This window comes from Sorangium sp. So ce1014 (assembly GCF_051521505.1).
Taxonomy (GTDB): Bacteria; Myxococcota_A; Polyangia; order Polyangiales; family Polyangiaceae; genus Sorangium.
This window is the reverse complement of the sequence record NZ_CP150356.1, coordinates 1,468,252-1,494,233: the sequence shown is the minus strand read 5'-3', so window position 1 is coordinate 1,494,233 and position 25,982 is coordinate 1,468,252. Positions and strand designations below refer to the sequence as shown.

At 73.3% G+C, this 25,982-nt stretch carries 16 protein-coding genes; 9 read left to right on the top strand and 7 right to left on the bottom strand.

Annotated features, from left to right (window positions below; genetic code table 11):
- The first annotated feature begins 78 nt into the window (after positions 1 to 78).
- Positions 79 to 258 carry a hypothetical protein gene (locus WME75_RS05645; RefSeq protein ID WP_437487077.1) on the top strand — a complete coding sequence of 60 codons (180 nt, stop codon included), beginning with the start codon at positions 79 to 81 and terminating at the stop codon, positions 256 to 258.
- Positions 259 to 271: 13 nt separating this feature from the next.
- Here the strand turns inward: WME75_RS05645 and WME75_RS05640 are convergent, their stop codons facing one another.
- Entirely contained in the window at positions 272 to 1,186 is a 915-nt protein-coding gene (locus tag WME75_RS05640; RefSeq protein WP_437487076.1) for a LysR family transcriptional regulator, read from the bottom strand.
- A gap of 267 nt (positions 1,187 to 1,453) precedes the next feature.
- On the opposite strand from WME75_RS05640, the gene WME75_RS05635 reads away from it, so the two are divergent.
- Positions 1,454 to 2,266, top strand: a complete 813-nt coding sequence (locus tag WME75_RS05635) for a haloacid dehalogenase type II (protein WP_437487075.1) — start codon at positions 1,454 to 1,456, stop codon at positions 2,264 to 2,266.
- Between the two features lie 6 nt (positions 2,267 to 2,272).
- On the opposite strand, the gene WME75_RS05630 is transcribed toward WME75_RS05635, so the two are convergent.
- On the bottom strand, positions 2,273 to 4,222 hold the full coding sequence (locus tag WME75_RS05630) for a c-type cytochrome (protein ID WP_437487074.1): 1,950 nt from the start codon (positions 4,220 to 4,222) through the stop codon (positions 2,273 to 2,275).
- 720 nt (positions 4,223 to 4,942) lie between these two features.
- Between WME75_RS05630 and WME75_RS05625 the strand changes: the two genes are divergently transcribed.
- Positions 4,943 to 7,789 carry a DNRLRE domain-containing protein gene (locus WME75_RS05625; protein ID WP_437487073.1) on the top strand — a complete coding sequence of 949 codons (2,847 nt, stop codon included), beginning with the start codon at positions 4,943 to 4,945 and terminating at the stop codon, positions 7,787 to 7,789.
- A 687-nt stretch (positions 7,790 to 8,476) separates the two neighbouring features.
- On the opposite strand, the gene WME75_RS05620 is transcribed toward WME75_RS05625, so the two are convergent.
- From WME75_RS05620 to WME75_RS05610, 3 genes are read right to left on the bottom strand one after another with little or no spacing between them, the layout of a single operon-like run.
- Positions 8,477 to 9,460, bottom strand: coding sequence for a LamG-like jellyroll fold domain-containing protein (locus tag WME75_RS05620; protein ID WP_437487072.1), 984 nt, complete (start codon positions 9,458 to 9,460; stop codon positions 8,477 to 8,479).
- Between the two features lie 38 nt (positions 9,461 to 9,498).
- Positions 9,499 to 10,638, bottom strand: coding sequence for a hypothetical protein (locus tag WME75_RS05615; protein WP_437487071.1), 1,140 nt, complete (start codon positions 10,636 to 10,638; stop codon positions 9,499 to 9,501).
- A gap of 31 nt (positions 10,639 to 10,669) precedes the next feature.
- Positions 10,670 to 12,214, bottom strand: a complete 1,545-nt coding sequence (locus WME75_RS05610; protein WP_437487070.1) for a serine/threonine-protein kinase — start codon at positions 12,212 to 12,214, stop codon at positions 10,670 to 10,672.
- Positions 12,215 to 12,524: 310 nt separating this feature from the next.
- Here WME75_RS05610 and WME75_RS05605 point away from each other — a divergent pair, with 310 nt between their 5' ends.
- The 4 genes from WME75_RS05605 (at position 12,525) to WME75_RS05590 (ending at position 16,030) form a co-directional block, all read left to right on the top strand.
- Positions 12,525 to 12,881, top strand: a complete 357-nt coding sequence (locus tag WME75_RS05605; protein ID WP_437487069.1) for a class I SAM-dependent methyltransferase — start codon at positions 12,525 to 12,527, stop codon at positions 12,879 to 12,881.
- A complete protein-coding gene (locus WME75_RS05600) occupies positions 12,878 to 13,723 on the top strand; it encodes a helix-turn-helix domain-containing protein (protein WP_437487068.1) in 846 nt (281 codons plus the stop codon). Before WME75_RS05605 ends, WME75_RS05600 begins: the two co-directional genes overlap by 4 nt.
- Positions 13,724 to 13,764: 41 nt before the next feature.
- The gene (locus WME75_RS05595) at positions 13,765 to 14,952 is read left to right on the top strand and encodes a methylated-DNA--[protein]-cysteine S-methyltransferase (protein WP_437487067.1); all 1,188 of its coding nucleotides are present in this window, start codon (positions 13,765 to 13,767) and stop codon (positions 14,950 to 14,952) included.
- Positions 14,953 to 15,307: 355 nt separating this feature from the next.
- Entirely contained in the window at positions 15,308 to 16,030 is a 723-nt protein-coding gene (locus WME75_RS05590; RefSeq protein WP_437487066.1) for a glutathione peroxidase, read from the top strand.
- A gap of 119 nt (positions 16,031 to 16,149) precedes the next feature.
- Here the strand turns inward: WME75_RS05590 and WME75_RS05585 are convergent, their stop codons facing one another.
- Positions 16,150 to 17,943, bottom strand: a complete 1,794-nt coding sequence (locus WME75_RS05585) for an AMP-dependent synthetase/ligase (protein ID WP_437487065.1) — start codon at positions 17,941 to 17,943, stop codon at positions 16,150 to 16,152.
- A 175-nt stretch (positions 17,944 to 18,118) separates the two neighbouring features.
- Between WME75_RS05585 and WME75_RS05580 the strand changes: the two genes are divergently transcribed.
- Positions 18,119 to 19,825, top strand: coding sequence for a protein kinase domain-containing protein (locus WME75_RS05580; RefSeq protein ID WP_437487064.1), 1,707 nt, complete (start codon positions 18,119 to 18,121; stop codon positions 19,823 to 19,825).
- Here the strand turns inward: WME75_RS05580 and WME75_RS05575 are convergent.
- Positions 19,818 to 23,822, bottom strand: a complete 4,005-nt coding sequence (locus WME75_RS05575; RefSeq protein ID WP_437487063.1) for a serine/threonine-protein kinase — start codon at positions 23,820 to 23,822, stop codon at positions 19,818 to 19,820. The genes WME75_RS05580 and WME75_RS05575 overlap by 8 nt on opposite strands.
- Before the next feature lie 290 nt (positions 23,823 to 24,112).
- On the opposite strand from WME75_RS05575, the gene WME75_RS05570 reads away from it, so the two are divergent.
- Complete coding sequence (locus WME75_RS05570) at positions 24,113 to 25,924, top strand: sigma 54-interacting transcriptional regulator (RefSeq protein ID WP_437487062.1); 1,812 nt, start codon at positions 24,113 to 24,115, stop codon at positions 25,922 to 25,924.
- Positions 25,925 to 25,982: the final 58 nt, after the last annotated feature.

Below are 25,982 nucleotides of genomic sequence, written 5' to 3'. Positions count from 1 at the left end.
GGCTGTCGCGAGGCCTGCGTCGATCTGCTCTCCGAGCCGCGCCCCTGCAACGACCTGACCGCGCCGTACTTCGACTGCATGGGCGGGATCGTCCGCATCGGGTCGTTCATGACCTGCGAGGAGATCTCGGCGTGGCTCGATCCGCTCTTCGAGTGCCTGGGCTCCCGCGAGTCGGCGTGCGACACCGATTTCGTGCACATGGACTGCGCGCCTGCCTTCGAGGCGCACAGGGCCTGTCAGCTCGGCCAGGGCCGGTAGCCGGGGGCGCGCGTCACCGGGTCTCGCGCGGCCGCGCGCCGGGCCGCAGGGCGCCGCGCAGCGGCCCGAGGGCGTCGATGACGAACGCGACGAGCGCCTTGACGCGCGGCACCCCGCGTGTGTCGCGGTGCACCCCGAGCCACAGCGCGCGCTCGGGCGGCGGCGACGGCGGCGAGAGCAGGCGCAGCCCCGCCGTCGCGTCGCCCAGGGTGCGCGGCAGGCAGACGAGCCCGACGCCGGCGGCCCCCATGGTGGCCTGGGTCTCGCGGCCGTTGGTGCGGGCGGCGACGCGGGCTTTCGAGGCGACGGCGCGCAGCCATGACAGATCGGCGATGGCCGGCGGCTCGTCGTTCATCGTGACGAGGGCGTGGCCCTCGCACTGCCGGTCCCAGTCCGGCAGGCCGCGCTCGGCGAGGTAGGCCTCCGAGGCGTAGAGGCCGAAGGCGATCCGCGCGACCTCGCGCTGGAAGACCTCCTGGTGCTCGAACGCGGCGGGGCGAAGGGCGATGTCCGCCTCCCGCCGCGGGAGGCTGAGCCAGCGCGCATCCGCGATGAGGTCGACGGAGATGGCGGGGTGGCGCGCGAGGAAGGGAACGAGCAGCGGCCCGAGGACGCGGACGGCGAGCCACTCGGACGCGGTGACGCGGAGGTGGCCTCTCAGGCCTGCGTCGCGGCCGGAGGCGGCGCGCTCGGCGGCGAGCGCGCCCTGCTCCATGCGCTCGGCGTGGCCGAGCACGGTCTCGCCCGCGGCCGAGAGCGCGAACCCCGACGGCGAGCGCTGAAAGAGCTTCGCCCCGAGGCGCCGCTCGAACGCGTCGATGCGCCGCCCCACGGTCGGCTGGGTGACCTTGAGCGCGCGCGCGGCGGCCGAGAGGTTGCCGTGCCGCGCGACGGCGAGGAAGTAGCGCAGATCGTCCCAGTCGAGCATGACTCCCGCGCGCGGGGCGCGGCGGCCCGGGAGCGCGCCGCGCCATGCAAGGATGCATGGCGAGTATACGGCGATGGCGGATCGCCGGGCAACGGCGGAGCGCGCATGCTCTCCTCCACGCATTCGCGCGCTCGTCTCCGGCGCGTCTTCGCGTGCCCTGGCGCATAGTCGCCTCCTCTCCGCGTGGTTCCGCGTGGTTCCGCGTGGTTCCGCGTGATTCCACGTAATTTCGCGCGCTTCACATCGGATGATCCGATCGAGGACAGCATGCATTCGAGTCGTCGTGAATTCCTCAACCGCGTGGCCGGGACCGCCGCGACAGGCATCCTGGGCTCGGCCCCGCCGGCCATGACCGCCTCGTGCGTCGCCGAGCGCTGGCCGGCGCCGCCGCGGCCGGCGGCGGGCCCGAAGATCAGGGCCATCGCCTTTGACGCCTTTCCGATCCTCGATCCGCGGCCGATCGCCGCGCTCGCCGAGGAGCTCTGTCCGGGCAAGGGAGCCCTGCTGAGCGAGGCCTGGCGCACCCGGCAATTCGAGTACACGTGGCTCCGGGTCGCGGCCCGCGAGTACGCCGATTTCTGGCAGGTGACGGCGGACGCGCTGGCGTTCGCCGAGCGGGCGCTGCGGCTCGATCTCGGCGAGGACAAGCGGGCGCGGCTCCTCGGGGCGTATCTCGATCTCGAGGCGTGGCCGGACGTGCCGCCGGCGCTCGAATCGCTGCGGCGCGCGGGCATCCGGCTCTCGTTCCTGTCCAACTTCACGCCGCGGATGCTCGACGCCGCGATCGAGCGCTCCGGCCTGGGAGGCCTGTTCGATCACGTGCTCAGCACCGACCGGGCGCGGACGTACAAGCCGGATCCTCGCGCGTACCGGATGGCGCTCGACGCGCTCGGCCTCGATCGCGAGGAGATCCTCTTCGTGCCGTTCGCCGGCTGGGACGCCGCGGGCGCCCGGTGGTTTGGCTATCCCACGTTCTGGGTCAACCGCATGGGCCTGCCGGCCGAGGAGCTGGGCGTGAGCGCCGACGCGATGGGAGCGACCCTGACCGATCTGGTGGACTTCGTGACGGCGGGGGCGTGAACGACATCAGGGCGATGGCGGAGGAAGGTCGGCCCGCTCTCTGCAAACCACCCTGGCGCGCCCTTCGGCGCTGTCTCGGCGGCCGCGGGCGGCGCCGGCGAGCGCGAGCCCGAGCAGCGCCGCCTGGGCGAGGCAAGTCTCCAGCGCGGGGTAGATCCCCAGCGCGGCGAACCGAGGGAGGGGCAGCCCGTGGACCGGCAACAGCCCGCAGAGCTGGAAGGCGGCCACGCCGCGGCCGGCGAGCGGCACGCACAGCAGACAGGCGAGCCAGCCCGGAAAAGCCGCCCGGCGGAGCGCGGCCGTCCGTCTCACGCGGGTGGCCAGCGCCGCGCCGACGACGAGCAGCGCAAGCGCGACCAGGACACCGGCCACGGCGGGCGGCGCGACGGAGAGGGACACCCCGAGCGCCGCACCGAACCCCGAGAACGCCGCGCCAAAGCCGGCCAGCAGCGCGGTCGCGAACACGAACGCTCGGTCGTCCCGCGACGGATCGGGCGAACGCGCCTGCCGCGCGTCGCGCCGCCAGCCGAGCACCGCCGCGCCGGCGACGGCCGCGACCGCGAGCGAGGTCGTCGCGCCTGCCGCGAGCGTTCGCCAGAAGCCGGCCATGTGCCGCAGCGCCGCCGCGTCCCACGCGGCGAACGCGAGCAGCAGCGCCGCGCCCGACGCGACGTGGACGACACGCCTGCTCCGGGACGACGCGCCGGCGGCGAGCGCGGCGAGGAAGAGCGCCGCCGCGGCGAGCTCGCGCAGCAACAGGCGGCTCGAGACCTCGGCGACGAGCCGATCCGGCGCGCGCCCGGATCGCGCGAGCGCCACCTCGGCATAGGTCGCGTCGCGCAGGAGCGTCGCCGTACCGGCGTCCAGCGCCTCCGTCGTCGCGCCGGCCGAGAGCGCCGCTCTCAGGGCGAAGGCGCCGTCGCCGAGGTCGTTCGCGAGCGCCTCCTTCACGGTGGCGACGCTCGCCTCGGCCGCGTCGATGCCGTCGAGCTGGGCCGTGTCGAGCGCCTCGCGCGCGTCGACGGTCCGGCCCTCGCGCAGCGCGGCGCGCCCCCGGTCGAGGGCGGCGCGCGCGATGGAGAGGGGGTGCGACGCAGCCTCGGGACCGTAGGCGACGCGCCGCCGGAGCTCCGCGAGGAGCGCCCCGTGCCGCTCGGCGGGGATCCCGCGCGCCGAGAGCTCGACGCGGAGGTCCGCGTCGGAGCGGACCGCGAGCTCGACAACGGAGTAGTCCGGCCGATCGAGCGGCTGCGGGGCGGCGCCGGGCTGCGGGTGGTGGAGGGCGGCGACGTGGAACGCGAGGTCCCAGCGCTCGCGGGCGGAGAGAAAGGTGAACGGCACCATGGCCGTGCCATTGACGCCGAATCGAACGGCGGACTCGACACCCACCGGCGCGAGCTGCTCGGCGATGACCGCATCGTGGAAGTTCGCCGGGTGCGGGACCAGGCTCGCCGCCCGCCGCGTATCGGCGTGCCCCGTCGGGCCATGGCAGATGGCGCAGTTCTCCTGGTAGAGGGCCGCGCCGCGCTCCGCGTCGGGCCGCGAAAGCGGCGCCTCCGCCAGCCGGAAGCCGGCGGCGACCCGGTCGCGCGCGGCCCTGGCCGACAGGGCCACCTGATCCGCAGAGACCTTTGCCTCGACGAGCGCGCGCACGCCGGCGATGCCCTGCGCGAGGTCGCCCGCCCCGCTTTCCAGCGCGGACGGCTGGATGCGGGTGGCGATGTGGATCGCCTCGCCGAGCAGCGCCAGCTGCTCATCGTACTCGATGGTGCTCGTGACGGCGCCGTTCGCCACGCAGCCGCCATAGTCCATGGCGACATAGCCGAGCATGTGAATGAGGCGGCGCGCCTCGACCTCGGCCGGCTCCCCCACGTCCGCCAGCGCTGGTCGCTCGCCGACGAGCAGGACGGCGGCGACGATGGCCATCACCGTGGCCGCGCGGGCCGCCGCCGTCATGCGCCAAGACTCCGCCCGGAGAAAGAGAAATCGGAGCGACACATTCCCCTCACACAATCGAAATAGGTTTCATGGTAGCTTCCCGCGATTGTGCCGCGACCTCTTTGCTCGACGACAATGGTTTGAGGTCCTCCAGAATGTGCTCGCGCCGTGGGGCGCTACGGGTCGCTTTACCGCCTGGCAAGGAGCAAGAAGCCTGTGAAGGTTGACCTGCCGCTGCCGCTCGAGGCAACCCCGCGGCGAAGCCCCGGGGCCCATCCTCCAGGCGAAAGCAAGCCGACGCAACAGGGCGCAGGCCCACGGAAGCCCGATCGTCAGCACCGGATGACCGGGTGACCGGGTGACCGGGTGACCGGGTGACCGGGTGACCGGGTGACCGGGTGACCGGGTGACCGGATGCGCGCTCGAGCGCGTCACGTCCGCTCAACAGGTACGACGGAATCGCGTCGTGCTCTAAACACGCCCCGACTTCCCTCCCGCGTCGTGCAGAGACCGGAGGTGGCGCCGCCGGGTCGGAGCTCTCCGATTTCCGATGATTGCTCAACTGTGTTTGCGATAAGGTGGTAGCGGCGCGTTCACGTCCGATGCGCTGATCGCGCACGGTCTCATGCGCGAAGCGATCGCCGGCGTGACCGCGCCAGGAAGGCGCTCGGCTCGCCTCGTGGCGGGCGTTCGCTGGAGGCAAAGCGGGATGAATCAGGACACACGGAGGGTGAAACAATGAAATTGAACCCCGGACATCTGGCCGCAGCGTCGGTCGCGGTGACGATGGCCTGGGCCGGCCAGGCGGCCGCTCAGTCGGTGGTGAGGCAGCCTTATCTGCAGTCGTTGACGCCCAGCTCGGTTTACGTCGTGTGGACGACCGACGCGGGCACGAACAGCCGCGTGCGCTACGGGACCGATCCAGCGGACCTGACGCAGGCGGTGGACCTCGGCGCGATCGTGACCCAGCACGAGGTGCTCATCGAGGGCCTCGCGCCGAACACCCGCTACTATTACAGCGTCGGCACATCGAGCGCGGTGCTGGCCGGCGGCTCCTCCTCCTTCTACTTCGAGACCGCGCCGCCCGTGACCGCGCCGAAGAAGTTCCGGGCCTGGATCATCGGCGACACCGGCTACAGCGGCAGCGCGCCCTGGGCGACGCGGGACGCGATGCTCAACGCCGTCGGCGCGTACCGTCCCAACCTGTTCCTGCACATGGGGGACATGGCCTACAACTTCGGCACCACCGACGAGTTCACCAACGGCTTCTTCACTCAGTATGCCGCGATCCTTCGCAACACCGTCGTGTGGCCGACGTTCGGCAACCACGAGGGCCTGAGCTCCGACTCGCCGACGCAGACCGGTCCTTACTACACGGCCTACGTGCTCCCCGCTGCCGGGCAGGCCGGCGGGGTCCCCTCCGGGACGGAGGCTTACTACTCCTACGACTACGCGAACGTCCACTTCGTCGTCCTCGACGGCTACGGCTCCTCGCGTTATTCGACCGGCGCGATGGCGGCCTGGCTCACTGCCGATCTCGCCGCGACGGACCAGGACTGGATCGTCGCGTACATGCATTTTCCCATGTACACGAAGGGCACCCACGACTCCGACGAGGACTGGCTGATCATCGAGCACCGGGAGTACCTCGCGCCCATCCTGGATGCGGGCGGGGTCGACCTGGTGCTCGCCGGCCATTCGCACAACTACGAGCGCTCGTTCCTCGTGGACGGCGCGTACGACACGCCGACCACGGCGGACGGGCACATCATCGACGGGCACGACGGCAAGCCGCTCGGCGACGGCCCCTACGTGAAGCTCCCCGGAAAAGGGAGCCACGAGGGGGCGGTCCACGTCGTCGCCGGCCACGGCACCTACGTGGGCGGCTCGGGAGGCCACCCGCTCATGTATTTCAGCGAGCAGCAGAGCGGCTCGTGCCTCCTCGACGTCGAGGACAACCGGCTCACGCTGTCCAACATCCGCTACGATGGCGTGATCAGCGATCGCTTCGCCATCGTGAAGGGGATCGCCCTCGACGTCGCTGCGCCCGACGGCGGAGAGCGCCTGCCGCCGGGCGGCATCTACCCGATCCGCTGGGCGACGTCGGGGAACATTCCCACCGTGCGGATCGAGTACACGACCGACGACGGCGCGACCTGGACCACGATCGCGAGCAACGTCGCCAACACGGGCCGCTACAACTGGACGGTCCCCTCCGTCGACACGACGAGGGCCCTCGTGCGCGTCTCCGACGGCGAGAACGCGCTGCTCTCCGACGAGAGCAACGCCGGCTTCACGATCCAGAGCGCTCCCCGCACGGCGATCTACTTCGGCGATTACTGGGTTTACGACGACCTGGGCGTCGATCGGGGCACCGCCTGGCGAAGCCTCGCGTTCGATGACTCCTCGTGGCAGGGAGGCTGGGGACAGCTCGGCTACGGCGACGGCGGGGAGAGCACGACCCTCTACCAGGCCACGCCGTCGTACCCCACCGCCTACTTCCGCAAGATCATCCCGATCGACGGGCCCGTCGCGCAGGCGACCCTGAAGCTGATCCATGACGACGGCATCCTCGTCTGGCTCAACGGCGCCCAGGTGGCCTCGAAGCGCGCGACCGGCACGGCCTACGCTGACTATGCAGCAGCGGAGTCACGCGAGGACGAGCTCACCACGGTGACGCTCTCCCCGAGCTCGTTCGTGGTCGGAAGCAACATCATCGCCGTGATGGTCAAGCAGTCGGCCCCCAACTCGACCGACCTGTCCTTCGACATGGAGCTGACGCTCACCTACGCGCCGCCCGGCGGCGGCAGCAGCACGAGCAGCAGCAGCAGCAGCAGCGCGAGCAGCAGCACCGCGAGCAGCAGCACCGCGTCCAGTACGAGCGCGTCCAGCACCAGCGCTTCCAGCGCGAGCAGCAGCAGCACCAGCGCGTCCAGCACCAGCGCTTCCAGCGCGAGCAGCAGCAGCTCGAGCACAGGCAGCGTCATGATGGGCAGCTCGATGAGCGCGAGCAGCGCGGGGTCGGGCGGGGCTGGCGGCGCCGGCGGCGCCGGCTCGGGAGGTACGCCCGTGTGCAGGACCGTGCAGCGCGGCGTCTTCGGCACGGTCTGGGACGCGACGCTCTGGTCGGGCTCGCCGACCTACACGGACGGGGCGTACTTGTCGTTCTACACCGGCGGCGGCGGTACCGGGGGCTTCCGTGCGGCGCTGCTCTGGTTCGACCTCTCGTTCATCCCCGCAGGCGCGCCGGTCTTCTCGGCCACCTTGACGATCAATCAGGTGTACAAGATGCCGCTGACCACCGTTCGCCTCCACGAGGCCCTCGCGCCCTGGGGCGAGACGACCGTGAGCTGGTCCAGCTACAATCAGAGCTGGGATTCGCTCAGCTTCGCGTCGATCATCTCCGGCAATGGCACCGGCGATCGGACCGCCGATCTCACGGACCTGGTAGAGGACTGGGTGAACGGCGTCCCGAATTACGGGCTCGTGCTGGAAGAGGACGCGACGGCTTCCACGCAATGGCGGGCCAGCGAAGACTCCACGGCGTCGCGCCGCCCGCGCCTCGAGGTCTGCTACGCCGAGTGACCGCGCCCGCGCTCTCCTTCCGCTCCCCCGGCGCGCGCGGCCTTCCGGTGGGTGTGGCCGCGCCCCAGGGTGAAGGGGCACCGCTCGCCCGCACCCCGCGTGTCGACCCGCCCCCTCGCGAGGCCGCGCCGGCGCGTCGCGACCTCCCCGCGCCCCCTCCGAGGCCGTCCCGCTCGGTTCCAGATCGACCCGTCCCCCCTCCGAGGCCGCGCCGGCACGTCGCGACCTCTCCGCGCCCCCTCCGAGGCCGTCCCGCTCGGTTCCAGATCGACCCGTCCCCCCTCCGAGGCCGCGCCGGCACGTCGCGACCTCCCCGCACCCCCCTCCGAGGCCGCGCCGGCACGTCGCGACCTCTCCGCGCCCCCCTCCGAGGCCGCGCCGGCACGTCGCGACCTCCCCGCGCCCCCCTCCGAGGCCGCGCCGGCACGTCGCGACCTCCCCGCACCCCCCTCCGAGGCCGCGCCGGCACGTCGCGACCTCCCCGCGCCCCCCTCGCGAGGCCGTCCGGCCCGGTCCGAGCTAGAGCCGCTCCCCCTCGCCAGGAGCGCCGAGGCTGAGGCATCCCCTCAAATCCTTCGGAAAATTTACAGGGAGGGGGAGGCGGGGAGGGAAATCTTCAAGGCGGACGCTACCGCAGGAGGGTCACCTTGCCGGCATGCCGATGGCGCGCGCCGGGCGGCGTCCTCGTCACATCCCGGGGCCGTCGTCGCTCTTCGCCAGCGTCGCGGCGTTGGCCTTCACCTGCTCGGGAGTCAACGGCGTGCCGTACACCGCGGCATACTGGATCGAGCCGAGAAAAGCGCGCCCGCCGCTCCGCCTGTTGCCGAGCACGAGATACCACGTCGGCTCCGCCCACGTGAAGACGTAGTCGGCGGGCGGCCGCGCCTGCATCACGTTCGTTCGCGCGTCGCCGTTCACGTAGAGATCGACGACGCCGTCGGCGGCGTTCAGCACGACGTGCAGGACGCATGGCCGCTCTATCTCCTCGGCGGGAATGAACCACTGCCCCACGAACTGCGCCTGGGAGCCGACGAAGATGTGGAACTGCAGCTCTCGGTTTCCCATCGCGTCGGGGTCGCCCGCGCTCAGCGAGTACTTCCCGAGCTCTCCGGTACCGGTCCCGACGTACAGAATGCGAGACGGCACGCCCTCGACCGCCGCGGCCGTCACGCTCACCACGGCCTCGAGCGTGAGCTCCGCCTTCGCGACGAGGAGCTTGCTCGGAGGCGTGGAGGTGGACGAAAACGCGGCCTCCACGCGCGCGTTGCCGCCGAGGGTCGACCAGTGGATGCCCACGCGCCCCGCCTCGCCCTCCAGCGTGAGCTTTTCTCCGTCCCGCACCACGTCGAGCGAGAGCCCCGGCTCCGGTCCCGAGTCGACGAGCCTGCCATCCGAGGCGTACGCGTCGAGGAAGTACCGCGCGATCAAGCCATCGTCGATGAGGCACGTCGAGATATGGCTCCCCGGCCCGGCGCAGCCCTCCTCCGGGGGCGCCACGCCGCAGCCGCCTCCCCCCTGCCCGCACGGCTCCACGCTGCCACCGGCGCTGCCGCTCGCTCCGCCCGTGCCGGGGACGACATCCTCGTAGCTGAAAAAGACGCAGCTACCTCCGGTGAGCGCGACAAGCGGGACGATCGGCGAGAGCGCCCAGCCCATCCATCTCCAAGACACGTTGCGCACCATCGGGAAGATCCCTCTCTTCGGAAACCTCACCAGCGCTTGCTGAGGACGAGCCCGCCCGGCATGGGGATCACCGACAGGCGGGTTGCCGTCGCGTCCCGCGCGTCGGGCTGCCCTGTCAGGAAGACGTACGCCACCGTGCCGAGCCCCGCCGCGCCCGCGGCCAGGAAGCTCCAGACCGCCGCGTTCGCGAGGTCTGCCTTGGCGTGTCCCAGGTCGTTGTACCCGCGCAGATCGAGCCCAGGGCAGCGCGCAGGGTCCGTGCAGGCGGGCCCCAGGAGGAGCTGCTGCGAGCTCGCCTTCTCGTTCGACATGAGCACGAACGCGGCGCCGAGCCCCGCCCCCACGGCGGTCGCGGCGAGCCCCGTGATCACGACCGCGGTGCTGCGCGAGCTCGGGCGCCCATCCGCCGCGTCGCCGCCCTCCTGGGCGCTGCCGTCGGCCGCGACCCGCCCAGGGCCGACCGGCTGCGGCTCGCCGCCCTCCCGGGCGCTGGCGTCGGCCGCGACCTGCCCAGGGCCGACCGGCTGCGGCTCGCCGCCCGCGCCGTGCTCGGGCCCGTCGTTCCAGATCCGCACCTTTCCGGCCGCCAGATCGATCTCGACCCGGGTCCTCATCCCCTCCTTGAGGACGATCTGCCTCGTCAGCCCGCGTCGTCCAGGCGCCCCCACGGCCAGCGTGTGGCTGCCCGGATCGCGCGCGACGGGCGTCGACGGCGGCACGTCCAACCCGTCGAGCGCCACCTGCGCGCCCCCCGAGCCCGCGCCCGTCACGGTGATCTCCACGGTGGGGATGCGCGACGCCACCGCCTCGAGCTCCGTCCTCGCCTCGGCCTGGGCCTGCTGGAACGCCTGCGAGGCGTCGGCCGAGAGCTGCTCGTCGACGATGAGCTGGTAGACCGAGCGCGCCTCGGTCAGGCGGCCGAGCTTGTGGCAGGAGCGCGCGACCATGATCAGGAAGGTCGGCGCATGCACCGTGGCCTCGGCGCGCCGGAAGGCCTGGAGCGCCTCCCGGTACCGGCGGGCCCGGTAGGCCGTCCACCCCTGGTTGGCGTACGTGACGGCCGCCTGTCGCGTCCTCGCCGACGGGGGCGGGGCCTGCGCCGACGCCCCCGCGCCGGCGAGCGTGACAAGGAGGAGCGTACCCATCACCGCGGCTCGGAAGCGCATTCCTGCTCTCTGGGGGCGCGGAGCCACCCGGCTAGAGTCCCCAGTCCGGCCCGCGCCCGCCGGACTTCTTGCGAGGAGCCGGTGGTGTCTTGCGCGGCGCCGGTTTCGGCGCGGCCCGAGCGGCGGCCGGGGACGTGGGGCGCGCGGGCGCGGCGCTCTGCGCCGCCGCCCCGGAGGGGACGGGCGATGCCTGCGCCGGCGCCGGGGAGGCGGCGTTCGGCGCGCCCGCGTCCGCGCCCGGGTCGAGCGGCAACGGGGCCGGCACCACCGCAGGCGCCGCCGCGGTGCGCGCCTCGGGGGCGCTCGGGCTGGCGGGGACCGCCGCGAGCCCGGCCGGCGCGTCGCTCGACGGCGCGGCGAGCGCGGGCGCCGAGTCGGCCGCGGACGCTCGGGTCCGGTCGCCGTCGGTCGAGGATCCGCTGAGCGCGGCGATGCCCAGGCCGACGCCCACGACGGCGATCGTCACCCCGATGGCGACGCGCCCCGCGGCCCGCGCGATGGCGGCGCGCGCCGTGTGCGGCGCCGACAGGTTGATCGCGTCGGTCAAGGTGCCCTGCGTCGAGGCGCGGACATCGTTCGGGTCCGAGCGCCGCTGGATGGGCATCGTCGTCAGCTGCCCGACCGGCGGGGTGCCGGGGTCGGCGAGCCCCGGCGCCCCGCCGGAGCCGCGCCCTGACCAGCCGGCGCCCAGCGAGGTGTCGCCCGCGAGCGAAAAGAACGGCGGCGCGCCCGCGACGCGCGCGAGCTCGTTGACCATCTCGCGCACGTTCTGGAACCGCTTGTCCCGATCGCGCGCCAGCGCCCGCATGAAGAACGCGTCGATGCCGCTGGGCAGCTCGGGGGCGATCTTCCTCGCCGACGGGACCGCGCCGAGGATGACCTTCGTGACCACGCGGCCGATCGCGTCGCCCGGGAACGGCAGCTGCCCCGTGAGCATCTTGAACAGGATGACCCCGAGCGACCAGAGATCGCTGCGCGCGTCCACGTCCCGTTCGCCATAGAACTGCTCCGGGCTCATGTAGTTGGGCGAGCCCATCACCTCGCCCGTGGCCGAGATGTCGGACGCGAGCGCCGCCGAGATGTCCTTCGCGATCCCGAAGTCGAGCAGCTTCACGATCTCGCCATCCTCGCCGTCGATGCGCGCCAGGAAGAAGTTGGCGGGCTTGAGGTCGCGGTGCACGAACCCCGCTTCATGGACGCTGCGGAGCGCCTTCCCGGCCTGGGCGATGATGTGCAGCGTCTCCGGGAGCGAGAGGCGGCCGCACCGCTGGAGGCGCTTGTTGAGATCCTCGCCTTGCAGGAGCTCCATGACGAGGTAGGGCACGTCATCCTCGAAGCCGAAGTCGTGGACCTGCACGATATGAGGACTCTTGAGCTGCGCGGCGGCGCGCGCCTCCCGCTCGAAGCGCGCGCGAAGCACCGGCAGCTCCGAGAACACGTCGCGCATGAACTTGACGGCGACGGGCGTGTCGAGCTGGACGTGCTGCGCCACCCAGATCGAGCCCATCCCGCCGTGCGACAGCTCTCTCTCCAGGCGAAATTTGCCGGCCAGAATGACGTCTTTCTCGAACTTCATACGCCAGCGCACCTCCCGAGGGGGGAACCGAGAGGATACCGGATCCCGGGCAGGACGCGAAGCTTCGCGTCGCGATCCGGCGCGGGGAGCAGTCCTCCACAGGACCGTCAGAAGGGGGCGGTATGCAAACGGGCGACACCGCGCCAGAGCGGGGCAACGGGGCCAGGACGACGCGCGCTGCGCCCGCAGGCGTGCCCGCGCCGGTCCGTACCCTGGGAAGGCGAGGCGACGCGCAGGACCTTCAGGAAGCAGCCAGGGGCACTGACGCGCCGCGACGCCACAGCCGCCGCAGCGGCGCAGTGGTGCGATAATGTGGCCCGCTGGCCGGCGCATTTCGGAGCGAGGCAGGTGCAATAGGCGCGCGGCCGGTGCGTCCTCCTCGGCGCGACACCCCAGCAGGAGACGGGCGATGGCGTGGGAGCTGCCGTATCCGGACGGCACCTTCGATCGCGTGGCGTCGAGCCTCATGTTCCACCACCTCGCCGCGGACGACAAGCGGCGGACGGCCGAGGAGATCCTCCGCGTGCTCCGCCCCGGCGGCGCGCTGCTCCTCGCCGACTTCGGGTCGCCGCGCAGCGCGCCGGGCCGCGCGGTCGTGGGCGCGCCAGGCGGCCGCGGCGGCGCGTTGCTCGGCCTCTCCGCCGCGGGTACAGTCGGTGACGCATGAGGGTCACGACGGTGCTCGAGCGCGAGGCCCTCTCGGTGCTCGACTACCGGTGCAGCGCCGGACCTGCCGACGCGCCGTTCGCCGAGCTGCACCGCGGCTTCTCGGTCTCCTACGTGCGCAAGGGCAGCTTCGGTTACCGCGTGCGAGGGGGGTCGTTCGAGCTCGTGGCCGGCTCGCTCCTGATCGGCCACCCCGGCGACGAGTACATGTGCACGCACGACCACATCCGCGGCGGCGACGAGTGCCTGTCCATCCACCTCGCGCCGGCGCTCGTCGAGGCGCTCGGCGCCCCGGCCGGGACCTTTCGGACCGGCGGCGTGCCGCCGCTGCCCGAGCTGATGGTGCTCGGCGAGCTCGCGCAGGCGGCCGCCGAGGGCAAGAGCGACATCGGCCTCGACGAGGCGGGGATGCTCCTCGCCGCCCGCTTCGTCGAGGTCGCCTCCGGGCGGGCGCGGAGGCCGCAGGAGGCCCTCCCGCGCGACCGCCGGCGCGCGGTGGAGGCGGCGGTCTGGATGGACGAGCACGCGCACGAGCCGATCGATCTCGAGGGCGCCGCGCGAGAGGTCGGGCTCAGCCCGTTCCACTTCCTGCGGCTGTTCGCGCGGGTGCTCGGCGTGACCCCGCACCAGTACCTGCTCCGCGCCCGCCTGCGCCGCGCGGCGCGCCTCCTGGCCGACGGCGCCCGGTCCATCACCGACATCGCGCTCGACGTCGGGTTCGGCGACCTCTCCAACTTCGTCCGCACCTTCCATCGCGCCGCCGGCGTCTCGCCCCGCGGCTTCCGCCGGGCGGCGCGGGGAGATCGCAAGATCTTCCAAGACCGGCTCGCCGCGCGCTCCTAGGATGGCCGCCGGACGCGGGCGCTCCGCCGCGCCGACCCCCCATGACGGCACACGGTTTCCTCCTCTTCGACACGGCGATCGGCCGGTGCGGCATCGCGTGGGGCACGCGCGGCATCACCCTCTTGCAGCTCCCGGAGGGGCGCGAGCAGGGCACGCGCGCGCGCCTGCTGGAGCGCGTCCCCGACGCCGCGCGCGAGGCGCCGCCCCCGCCCGACGTGCAGCGCGCGGTCGACGCGATCGTCGCGCTCCTCCGCGGCGAGGCGAGCGATCTGTCCGGCGTCGCGCTCGACCTGGAGCGCGTGCCGCCGTTCCACCGCCGCGTCTACGAGGTCGCGCGCACGATCCCGCCGGGCGCCACGCTGACCTACGGCGACATCGCGGCGCGGCTCGGGTCGCTCGGCGCGGCGCGCGCCGTGGGGCAAGCGCTCGGGCGCAACCCGTTCGCGATCCTCGTGCCGTGCCACCGCGTGCTCGCCGCCGGCGGCAAGGTCGGCGGCTTCTCGGCGAACGGCGGCGTCACGACGAAGCTCCGCCTCCTCGCGATCGAGAGCGCCCGGGCGGCCGGCGCGCTCCAGGCCGACGGCGGCGGCGGCGCCTTCGGCTTCGATCCGGCCGCCGCCGTCGAGCGCCTGCGCGCGTCCGACGCGGCCCTCGCGCGCGTCATCGATGCGGTCGGGCCCTTCGGGATGCGGCTCGACAGGACCTCGAGCCTCTTCGTCGCGCTCGCGGAGTCGATCGTCTACCAGCAGCTCACCGGCAAGGCCGCGGCGACAATCTTCGCGCGCGTGCGGGCGCTCTTCGCCCGCGCGCACGAGGGCCCCACGCCCGAGCAGATCCTGCGCGCCTCGGACGAGAAGCTCCGCGCCGCCGGCCTCTCGCGCGCGAAGCTCCTCTCGCTGCGCGACCTCGCGCGGAGGGCGCAGGACGGCGAGCTCCCCACGCTCGCCGAGGTCCACGGCATGGAGGACGAGGCGATCATCGAGCGCCTCACCCAGGTGCGCGGCATCGGCCGCTGGACGGTGGAGATGCTCCTCATGTTCCGCCTGGGCCGCCCCGACGTGCTGCCCGTGGACGACTACGGCATCCGCAAAGGTTTCGCGATCGCGTTCAAGCTGCCCGACCTGCCGGCGCGCAAGGACCTCGAGCGGCGCGGCGAGCGCTGGAGGCCGTACCGCACGGCGGCGAGCTGGTACCTCTGGCGCGCGGTGGATCTGGCGCGGGGCGATTGACCGGCGGCCTGCTCGCGCGCCGCTGCGGGGGCTCGCGGGCGGCGTCCCGAGCCGGCGCGGCGCGGCCGGGCGGCTCGCCCTGTCCCGGGAGAGCGGCCCTGCGTCGCGGTCGTCTGTCGGGCGCGCTCCGGCGCCGGGCGGCTGCAGAAACGCCACAGCGGGCTGTGCAGCATGGCGCGCGCCGGCGCGCGGGCCCTCGGGATGACACGCGACGGCTGGCCGGAGTCGAAGGTCGGGGTTAAGTTCTCGCCGGCCGCAGAGCGCCACGTGGAGCGCCGCACGACGTTGAACAAGCGGTTACAAGCGGTTGCCGTTCCGATGGCAACGAGAAGCTCACTGGAGGAGCAGGACAGTCATGTTGAAGAATCTCGAAGGGCAGCGCGTTCCGGATGTCACGTTTCGCACGCGGATCGACGGTCAGTGGAAGGACGTGACCACCAAGGACGTGTTCGCGGGCAAGAAGGTGGTGGTGTTCGCGCTGCCGGGCGCCTTCACGCCGACCTGCTCGAGCAGCCATGTGCCGCGCTACAACGAGCTCGCGGACGAGTTCAAGCGGCGCGGGGTGGACACGGTCGCGTGCGTGTCCGTGAACGATGCGTTCGTGATGGATGAGTGGTGCAAGAACCAGCACGCGGACAAGGTCCAGTTCCTGCCCGACGGGAACGGGGAGTTCACCGAGAAGATGGGCATGCTCGTCGACAAGGCGAACCTCGGGTTCGGCAAGCGCTCGTGGCGCTACTCGATGCTTGTCGACGACGGCGTGATCAAGAAGATGTTCATCGAGCCCGAGGTGGAGGGCGATCCCTTCGACGTGTCGGACGCCGACACGATGCTGAAGCACCTGGATCCGTCGTCGAAGGCGCCGCACGACGTGCTGCTGTTCACGAAGCCGGGGTGTAGCTACTGCACCAAGGCGAAGCGGCTCCTGGAGGAGCGGAATGTGCCCTACGAGGAGGTGGCCGCCTCGCCGCGCCGCCTGCGAGCCGTGAGCGGCAAGTCGTCGACGCCGCAGGTCTTCGTCGACGGAAAGTACATCGGCGGGGCCGACGATCTCGAAGCCTACCTCGCGAAGGCCTGATTCCCGACATCGCCCCTGAGGCCCGCTCGCACAAAAGGCCGCCAAGCCCCCTTCATCTCCCCCCATCTTGGCGGCCCCTCCCCTCCCCTCCCCCACTTCCGATCTGAACGGCGCCCCCTTCAGTCAGTGTACATCTGGTCGATTAGAGCGCGGAAGCGCTGCTCGATCACGTTGCGCTTCATCTTGAGCGTCGGCGTCATCTCGCCGTCCTGCACCGAGAACTCGCGGATGAGGACCGTGAACTTCTTGATCTGCTCGAAGCTGGCGAGCTCGGCGTTCAGCGCGTCGATGTGCACCTTCACCTGGCCGACCACCTCGGGGCTCGTGATCGCGGTGTCGCCGCTCAGGGCGCCGCCGCCCTTGAGCTCGGCGAGCTTCACCTCGGTCAGGGTGATCAGCGCCGAGAGGTACTTGCGGCCGTCGCCCACCATGCACACCTGACTGATGATCTCCGCCGCCTTGAGCTTCTCCTCGATCGGCAGCGGCGCGATCATCTTGCCGCCGGAGGTCTTGAGGATCTCCTTCTTGCGACCCCGGATCTTGAGCTGCCCGCGCTCGTTCCACTCGCCGAGATCGCCCGTGTGCAGCCAGCCGTCCTCGAGCGTCGCCGCGGTCGCCGCCTCGTCCTTGTGATAACCGACGAACACGTGCCGGCCGCGCGTCAGGATCTCGCCGTCCTCGGCCAGCTTGAACTCCATGCCAGGCACGGGCTTGCCCACCGTGCCCGCGCTCTCGACGCCCGGCTCGGTCATGCAGATGACGCCCGTCGACTCGGTCTGGCCGAAATCCTCGAGGATCTCGAGGCCCAGCGCGCGGAACCACGTCGAGATGTGCGGCGCGAGCGCCGCCGCGCCCGAGGCCAGGATCTCGGCCTTGCCCAGGCCGAGCGCGGCGCGCACCTTGCTCAGCACGAGCTTGTCGGCGAGCTTGAGCTGCAGGGCGTCGAGCGGGCTCGGCGCCCGCTTCGCGTACTTCGCCTCGGCCACGCGGGCGCCGACGGCGAGCGCCCACTCCGCGAGCTTCTTCTTGGCGCCCTTGCCGCCGCGCACCTTCGCCATCACGCCTTCCATCATCTTCTCCCAGAGCCGCGGCACGCAGAGCAAGAGCGTGGGCTGCACGTCGGGGAGCTCGACCGAGACGTTCTCGAACTTCGAGCAGAAATTGACGGTCGAACGCTGGGTGATACCGACCCCGACGTTCTGCAGCTTCTCGGCGATATGGCAGAGCGGGAGGAACGAGAACATCGAGCCATTCGCGAACGGCAGGCCCCAGTACTTCGCCGCGACGTCGGACGTGTAGGCCAGGTTGTCGTGCGAGAGCATCGCCCCCTTGGGGTTGCCCGTCGTGCCCGACGTGTAGATCAGGAACGCGCCGGCCGTGGGATCGATCTTCGCCAGGTAGTCGGCGTAGGTCTTCGCGCCCGGCCGCTGCGCGAGCGCGCGGCCCTCGGCCAGCGCCTGGTCATACGAGATCGCCTTCGGAGAGATCGACGTGTCGCCGTCGAAGACAAGGATCCACCGCACGCTGTCAGGGACAGCGACCTCGCCCTTCTCGCCGGAGATCTTCTGAAAATATTCCTTGTTTTGCACCGAGAGCAGCGTCGCCTCGGTGTGCGCCAGGATGTACTGGATGTCTTTCGCCGTGGAGTTCGGATAGAGCCCCGCCGACTTGCCCCCGACGAGCAGCGCCGCCAGATCGGCGTGCACCCACTGCGGGCAGTTGTACGAGAGAATCGCGCCGATCTGGCTCGCGTCGAAGCCCTTCGACTCGAGGAACAGCGCCAGATGGTGGACCCGGTCACGGAAGTCACGCGCGGTCAGCGCCTTCCATTCACCCTGGGATTTGTAGCGCTGGGCCGGCGCGTCAGGAGATTCATTGGCCCACTGATCCAGACGATGGAGAACGGTGCTCATGGCATCTTCCTGCGGCCCAGGGCCTCTCGGGGGTGATCGGAGCCCAGGATGCGGGACCCGCCGGGGCATTGTCAATCAGCCTCGAAGAGCCCGGGGAGGCCGCGCTTCACGGTGGCCGCCGTGCGCCACGACCTGATACGGTGCCGATACGGGACCTCACCTCGCGTAGCCCTCCATGCCGCATGTCCCCGAGCGCTTTCAGATCGTCCGGCGGCTCGGGGCAGGTGGCTTCGGGATCGTGTACGAGGCGCTCGACCGCGAGCGCGGCGAGCGCGTCGCCCTGAAGACGCTGGCGCGCGTGAGCGCATCGGCGCTGTACCGCTTCAAGAGGGAATTCCGGGCGCTGGCCGACATCGCGCACGACAACCTCGTCCGGCTCCACGACCTCGTCGGCAGCGGAGACGCGTGGTTCTTCACCATGGAGCTCGTCCACGGGGTCGACTGGCTCACGTACGTGCGCGGGCAGGACACCGCGGGCGGCGCCGCCCCGCCGCCCAGCCTGGCGAGCACCGCGCCGCCGGACGAGGGGATCGATCTCGACGCCACGCAGGAAGAGCTGGAACTGGAACTGGAAGGAGAGAGCGCGCGCTCTCCCGCATCCATCGATGTCCGCGCCGCCCGCCCGGGAGCGCGCGCCGATCTCGAGCGGGTGCGGTCGTCGCTCGTCCAGGTCGCGCGGGCGCTCGAGGCCGTGCACGAGGCGCGGCTCGTCCACCGCGATCTCAAGCCCTCGAACGTGCTCGTCACGCCCGAGGGGCGCGCCGTCGTCCTCGACTTCGGCATCGCCTCGCGCCTCTCGCACAGCGGGCAGAACGCGACCGACGCCGAGCAGCTCGTCGGGACGCCGCGCTACATGGCGCCGGAGCAGGTGGGCGCGCGCGCCGTCGCGCCGAGCGCCGACTTGTACGCCCTCGGCGTGATGCTCTTCGAGGCGCTGGCAGGCCGGCCGCCCTACACGGGGACGCCCCTCGAGGTCCTCGCCGAGAAGCAGCGATCCTCGCCCCCCCGGCTCCGCGACGTCGCTCCGTGGGCGCCGGACGACCTCGAGCGCCTCGCCGCCGATCTGCTGTGCGCGGCGCCCGAGCGGCGCCCCTCCGGCCCCGAGGTCATCCGCCGCCTCGGCGCGACGGGCGAGCCCGCGCCGGCGCCCCCGGCCCCGACGGCGGCTCCGGGCGGCCGCGGCGCGGGTGTCGCGGGCGCGGCGCGCGCGGCCGCTCCGATACGCGCGCGGCGCGCGCCGGAGCTCGACGCGATCGCCGGCGCGCTCGCGCGGGTGCGGGAGGACGGGCGGCCCGGCCTCGTCCTCGTCCAGGGCGCCGCCGGGGCGGAGGCGGAGAAGAGCGCGCTCGTGCGCGCCTTCCTCGACGGCAGCGCGGAGGACGCGCTCGTCCTGGAAAGCAGGTGCCACGAGCGCGAGCAGGTGCCGTTCAAGGCGCTCGACGGCGCGATCGACGCGCTCAGCCGCCACCTCGTGCGGACCCCGCCGCCGGACGCCGCCGCGCTCATGCCCCGCGGCGCCGCCGCGCTCGCCCGGGTCTTTCCCGTGCTCGCGCGCGTCCCGGCCGTGCGCGCCTCGCCGCGGAGCGCCGCCGACGACGAGAGCGAGCCGCGCCTCCGGGCGCGCGCGTCGGCCGCGCTCCGCGACCTGCTCGGGCGGCTCTCCGACCGCCGCCCCGTGATCGTCTTCATCGACGACGCCCACTGGGGCGACGCCGACAGCGCGGCGCTGCTCGCGGAGATCATGGCCCCGCCGGACCCGGCCGCGATCCTGCTGATCGTCGCCTACCGCGCCGAGGGCGCAGGACGCAGCCCGCTGCTCTCGACGCTCCGGGCCTCCCCGGCGACGGCCGCGGTGCGCACCGTCGAGATCGACCTCACCTGAACCCCGGCGCGAAGATCGCCGCGATGCGGGCGGGGTCCCGGATCCCCTGGCCCGCCATCCACGCGTCTGCGGCCTGGATCAGGGCGCGGCCCTCCTCGCCGCCGAGGAGCTGACCGCGGCGGCGGCGGGCGCAGGCGGCGAACAGGGCCATCTCGCTCTCGTCGAACGCGGCCGCGGCCGCCTCCAGGAGCGAGAGCGCCGAGGCGGCCTGGCCCCGCTGCGCCGCGATCGCGGCGCGCAGGGACATCGCCATCGGCGCGACCCACGGCGCGCCCTCGCGCGACAGCCGCCGCGCGTCCCGCTCCGCCTCGCCGAGGAGGGTCCGCGCGAGCCGGGCGTCGCCAGAGGCCTCGCGCGCGGCGGCCTCGAGCGCGGCGGAGGCGCGCAAATGATGAATCAATACGCGGTAGTACTGGAACCTCGGCAGGAACGACCCGGCGATCTTGCGCCAGCGCTCCCGGATCCGCTGCCGCGCCGCGAGCGGCGCCCCCACGTAGAGGTCGATGCGCCCGAGCGCCATGGTCTCCAGGCAATCGAGGTGGTCGAACGAGCGGCGGGGCCACCGCGCCATGGCGCCGAGCACCTCGTCGCGCGCGGCGTCCGGCCGGTCCGCGGCGAGCGGCACGATGTACGTGAGCCCCACCCGGAAGAAGGTGGCCGCGTAGAGGTCGCCGCGCGCGTCCGCGTCGGCGATGCGCGGCGCCGCCAGGCGGGCCAGCGCGTCGAGCTCGCCGCGATGGTAGTGGGCCACCATCATGAACCGGCTGGTGGTGCCGAGCTCCCAGGCGACGCCCGCGCACCGCGCGCGCAGGAGCTCCTCGGCCTCGCGGCAGAGCGCGAGGCCCTCGGCCCAGCGCCCGGAGAGGCACTCGACGACGCCGAGCATGCACTTGTTGACGCCGACGAGGTACGGATCGCCGACCTTCTCCGCGAGCGACGCCGCCGTGCGGTAGCGCCGGTGCGCGAGGCGGCGCCCCGCGGCGTGATCGGTGCCGAGGTGGCCGATCTCGGTCGAGAGGCCGCGGGCGAGGCGGTAGGGCTCGCCCGCGCGGAGCGCCAGGAAGAGGTGCCTCGCCTGGAAGGCGGCGCCCTGGAGGACGTCGGCCATCGCGAGCCCGACGGCGGCCGACCAGCAGATGTCGAGGCGCGTCAGGACCTCGGCCGGCAGCTCGCGCGCGTCGCGCTCCCGGAAGCGGAACCCGCGCAGGCGCAGGAGGAGCCGCCAGAACAGGAGCGAGAGCAAGACCGCCCACCGGCGCTCGACGAGCCGCATCCCCACGGTGGCGAGCACGCCCCGGAGCGCGCGCTTGCCCTCCTCGATGTGCCCGCTCACGAGCAGCTGCTCGGCGGCGCACCGCCGCAGATCGAGGCTCTCGTGCGGCGCCGCGCCCTCGGCCGCGGCGGCGTACGCCCGGGCCGCCTCCGCCCCGCGGCCGGCGTTGCGCAGGGCGAGGGCGAGCTTGACCCGCAGCGCGCGCGCCTCGGCCGCGACCCCCGGCGCCGCCTCGAGCGCGCCCCCCGGCGCCGCCTCGGCCGCGCCCCCCGGCGCCGCCTCGAGCGCGGCGGCGTAGTGCTCCGCGGCGCGATCGAACGCGAGCGCCTCGGCCGCGCGATCGCCCGCCTGGACCGCGTAGTGGGCCGCCTTGTCGATGCGCCCGGCGCGCCGGAAGTGCATCGCGAGCACGTCCGCCTCGGAGTGCCCCGACACCTCCAGGACGGCGGCGAGCCCGAGGTGGACCGCCGCGAGCTCCGCCGCGCCGACCTGCGCGAGCACCGCCTCGCGGATGCGGTCGTGGAAGGTCTCGATCTCCTGCTCGTCGCGCTGACCCCACGTGCGGATCGCGTTGCCGGCCCGGAGCGCCGCGAGCGCGGCCTGCTCCTGCGCGGGGGTGAGCCCGGCGGCCTCCCGGGCGGCGCGGCGGCCGAGCGGCTTGCCCGACACGGCGACCACCTCGAGCAGGCGCCTCGCCTCCGCGGGCAGGCGCAGGAGGCGGTTCGCGAGGACCGACCCCAGCCGGACGCCTCCGTCGCCGCCGCGCGACGAGCCCGGCGCGGCGCGCCCCTGCAGCTCGCGCGAGAGCTCGAGCACGAAGAACGGGTTCCCCTCGGCCTCCGCCGCGATCGCGTCGGCCTGCGCGGCGGCCCTGTCGCCGCGCTCACGCCCGAGGAACGTCAGCGCGAGGGCGCGCCCCTCCTCGGGCGTGAGCGCGCCGACGGCGAGCGCGCGCACGTCGCCCGCGTCTCCGTCGGCCGCGTCGGCGGCGTCGGCGGCGTCGGCGGCGTCGATCAACGCGGGCGGGAGCAGCCGCGCCACGAGCTCGCTCCGCGCGGCGTCCTCGCTCCGGTAGCAGAGGAGCAGCAAGAGCGCGGGCGCGTCCGGCTCGCGGAGGAGGTCGGTGAGGAGCGCGGCGCTGTCGGCGTCGTCGCCCCACTGCAGGTCGTCGATGAACAGGACGAGCGGCCGCCGGTCCGCGATCCGCGCGAGGATCTCGCGGAGGGCGGCGAACCCGCGCCGGCGGAGCTCCCGGGCGTCCGGGGGCTCGACCTCGCGCCGCGGCGCCCGGGCGATCACGTCGACCCGCCCGAGCACCGGGAAGAGGCGCACGACCGCGTGCACATCGCGCGGCATGAGCTCGGCGGCCGCGAGCCGGGGGAGGCGCGCGAGGTGGCGGCTGAGCGCGTCGATGAGGCTGTCGACGGCCTTGTAAGGGACGGACTCCCGCTCGTAGCACCGCCCTTCGAGGACCACCGCCTCCTCGGCGCGCGAGAGCTCGTCGAGGAAGCGCCGGACGAGGGCGGTCTTGCCCGCGCCCGAGGTGCCATGGATGTGCACGGTGGTCGCCCTGCCGCCCCTGGCCCGCGCGAAGGCGCCGCGCAGCGCGTCGATGTGCCCCTGTCGCCCGACGAACGGCGCGCCCGGGGCCGGCGCGCTGCTGCGGGCCCCGGGGCGCTCGGGCGCGCCGGCCTCGCCGCGGGCGCGGCCCTCGGCCTCGCCGCTCGGCGGCAGCAGCCGCCGGAGCACCTCGTGCGCCGGGGGCCGCTCGTCGGGCTGCGACCGCAGGAGCTCGGCGCAGAGCGCGTCGAGGTCCTCCGGGATCCCCTTCGCGAGGGCGCTCGGAGGCGGCGGCAGGTCTCGCTGCTTCTGCACGATGACCTCGAGCGCCCCGCCCTCGAACGGCCTCCTGCCGGTGAGCGCCTCGTAGAGCATGACGCCCACCGCGTACCAGTCGCAGGCGGGCGACAGGGATCCGCTCCTCGCCTGCTCCGGCGCCATGTACGCCGGCGTCCCCGCGATGTGGCTGCCGCTCTGGTCGATCGAGCCCGTCGAGAGCTCCGTGACGAGGCCGAAATCGAGGATGACGACCCGGCCCTCGCGCGTCACGAGCACGTTCGACGGCTTCAGGTCGCGGTGGAGCTTGCCGGCGGCGTGGAGCGCGGCGAGGCCCTGGGCGAGCTGCAAGAGCGCGCTCCGCAGCGGCCCCCAGCGCGGCGGCGGAGCGGCGGCCGGGCCGCGCTCGGCGTCGCCGGCGGCGGCCGGGTCGCGCTCGGCGTCACCGGCGGTGGTCAGCTCGGGCCACGTCGACGAGACGAGCGGCGCCGTCTCGTCCGGATCGTCGCGGGCGGGGGCGCGCACCGAGGCGGTGAGCTCCGAGGCGGTGAGCTCCGAAGCGATGCGCGCCGGGGCGCTGCGCACGGAGGGGCCGCGCACCGAGGAGAGGAAATCGGTGCCCTCGATGAGGTCCATCGTGAAAAACCACCGCTCCCCCTCGGAAAACAGCTCGTGGAGCGCGACGAGGTTCGGGTGAACGACCTCGGACAGCGCCCGGAACTCACGCTTGAACCGGTAGAGCGCGACGGGGTCGAGGCGGTGGAGCGACTTCAATGCAACGCGCGCGCCTCGCTCGCGGTCGTGCGCCTCGTAGACCACGCCGAACGCGCCCTCGCCGAGGCGGCGGCCGATCGTGAATCGCGCTGTGCTGGAGAACGTCCCCTGCATTCAATCGCTCGGCATTCCTGCCTGCGGGCGGCGAGCCTACCATGCGGCGTGTCGCGGTTCCTGCCTGTGCAAGGACCTTGCCTTTGCAATGCGTTCGGGGCCGAGCTCCTCGCGCCCCGCTGTGCTCCGTTGCGGTCCGTTGCGGTCCGTTGCGCTCCGTTGCGCCCGATACGCACGATGGCGCGCAACGGCGCACGACAACGGACGACGACGCGCCATGACGGACCATTCCGCGCCGGCCTGGAGCCTTGCGCGCGCTGGTGCCGAATGAGAGAGTCGGCCGCGAGAGGATGAGCGAGGCAACAGCGTCCTGGGGTCCGACCCGAACAGATGACGCGCCACGCGGGGCCGACGAGGGCGGCTCGTACCTGCTCGTCGTGCAAGGGAGCTCCTCCGCGGTGCTTCGCCTCCCGCGGAACGGCGTGGTGCTCCTGGGCCGCGGGCCCCGGGCCGACGTGCGCCTCCGCAACACCTCGGCGTCGCGCGAGCACGCGAAGATCGTGCTGCTCGACGGGCGCGCGCAGCTCGTGGATCTCGGCAGTCGGAACGGCACCCAGCTGAACGGCGTCCCCGTCGACGGCGCGAGGCCGCTCGGCTCGGGCGACGTCGTGTCGATCGGCGACACGGTCGTGGTGATGCGGTGCGCCCGCCCCGCGAAGAGCCGGCAGCTCCTCGAGATCGCGGAGCTGCGGCGCAGGATCGAGGGGGAGATCGACAGGGCGCTGCGCCACGACCGGCCGGCGACGGTGATCGCCATCCAGCTCGGGGCGGCCTCCGCCCGCGAGGTCGTCGCCGGCGCGCTGGAGCGGGAGCTCGCGGTGACCGATTTCGCCGGCTTCGAGGCCGACGATCGGCTCCTCGTGCTCCTGCCCGAGGCGGACGCCGCGGCGGCGGGCCATGTCGTGCAGCGGCTGCTCGACGCGGCGCACGCGGCGCACGCCGCCGGCGCGGCGGCGCCGAAGGCCGGCCTGGCGACGGCGCCCGCGGACGGGTGCGACGCGGACACCCTCGTCGCGTCGGCCCGCGCCGCGGCGGAGGTCGCCCTGCCCGGGCAGGCGGCGACCGCCGTGGAGGCGGTGACCACGCTGGAGCTCGGCGGGCAGCGCACGGTGCTCGCCGACGCGGCCATGGTGCGCGTGTTCGACCTGATCCGGCGCCTCGCGGCGACGGACCTCCCGGTGCTCGTCACCGGCGAGACGGGCGCTGGCAAGGAGAGCGCGGCGCGCGCGCTGCACGAGTGGTCCCCGCGGGCGACGCGGCCGCTCGTCACGCTCAACTGCGCCGCGATGCCCGAGAGCCTTGTCGAGAGCGAGCTCTTCGGCTACGAGCGCGGCGCGTTCTCCGGCGCGGTGGGCCCGAAGCCGGGCCTCCTGGAGCACGGGAGCGGCGGGACGGTGTTCCTCGACGAGATCGGCGATCTCTCGGCGAGCGCCCAGGCGAAGATCCTGCGCGCGATCGAGACCAGGAAGATCCTCCGGCTCGGCGACGTGCGCGAGCGCGACGTCGACATCCGCCTCGTCGCCGCGACGCACAAGGACCTTCAGGCAGAGGTCAAGGCGGGCCGCTTCCGGCAGGATCTCTATTATCGCCTCGGCGCGGCCACGGTGATCTTGCCCCCGCTCCGGGAGCGTCCCCGGGAGATCCTCGCGCTCTCGCGGGCGTTCCTGGCCGACGCGTGCGCGCGGGCGGGGCGCGAGGAGATGGTCCTGTCGACCGAGGCGACGGAGCTCTTCACGACCTACCCGTGGCCGGGCAACGTGCGCGAGCTGAAGAACGTCATCGAGTACATCGCGGCGACGGTGAGCGCGCGCATCATCGAGCGGGGGCACCTGCCCGCCCCGCTCGCGCCGGTCCCGTCGCGCCCCGAGAGCCTGCCGCCTTCCGTGGCGCCGGCCTCCGCCGCGGCGCCTTCCGCGAGGGGTCCCGGCCGGACGTTCCGGCCGCTCGCCGAGGAGGTGCGGGAGCTAGAGCGCACGCGCATCGCCGAGGCGCTCGCCGCGGCGGGCGGGGTGCAGACGAGGGCGGCGGAGGCGCTCCACATGCCGCTCCGGACCTTCGTGCTGAAGATGAACCGCTACGGGCTGGCGAAGCGCAGGCGGTGACGCCGCCGCCGGGCGCGGCTCCGGGCGGAGAGGGTGCGTCTCGGGGCTGCAGTCCCCC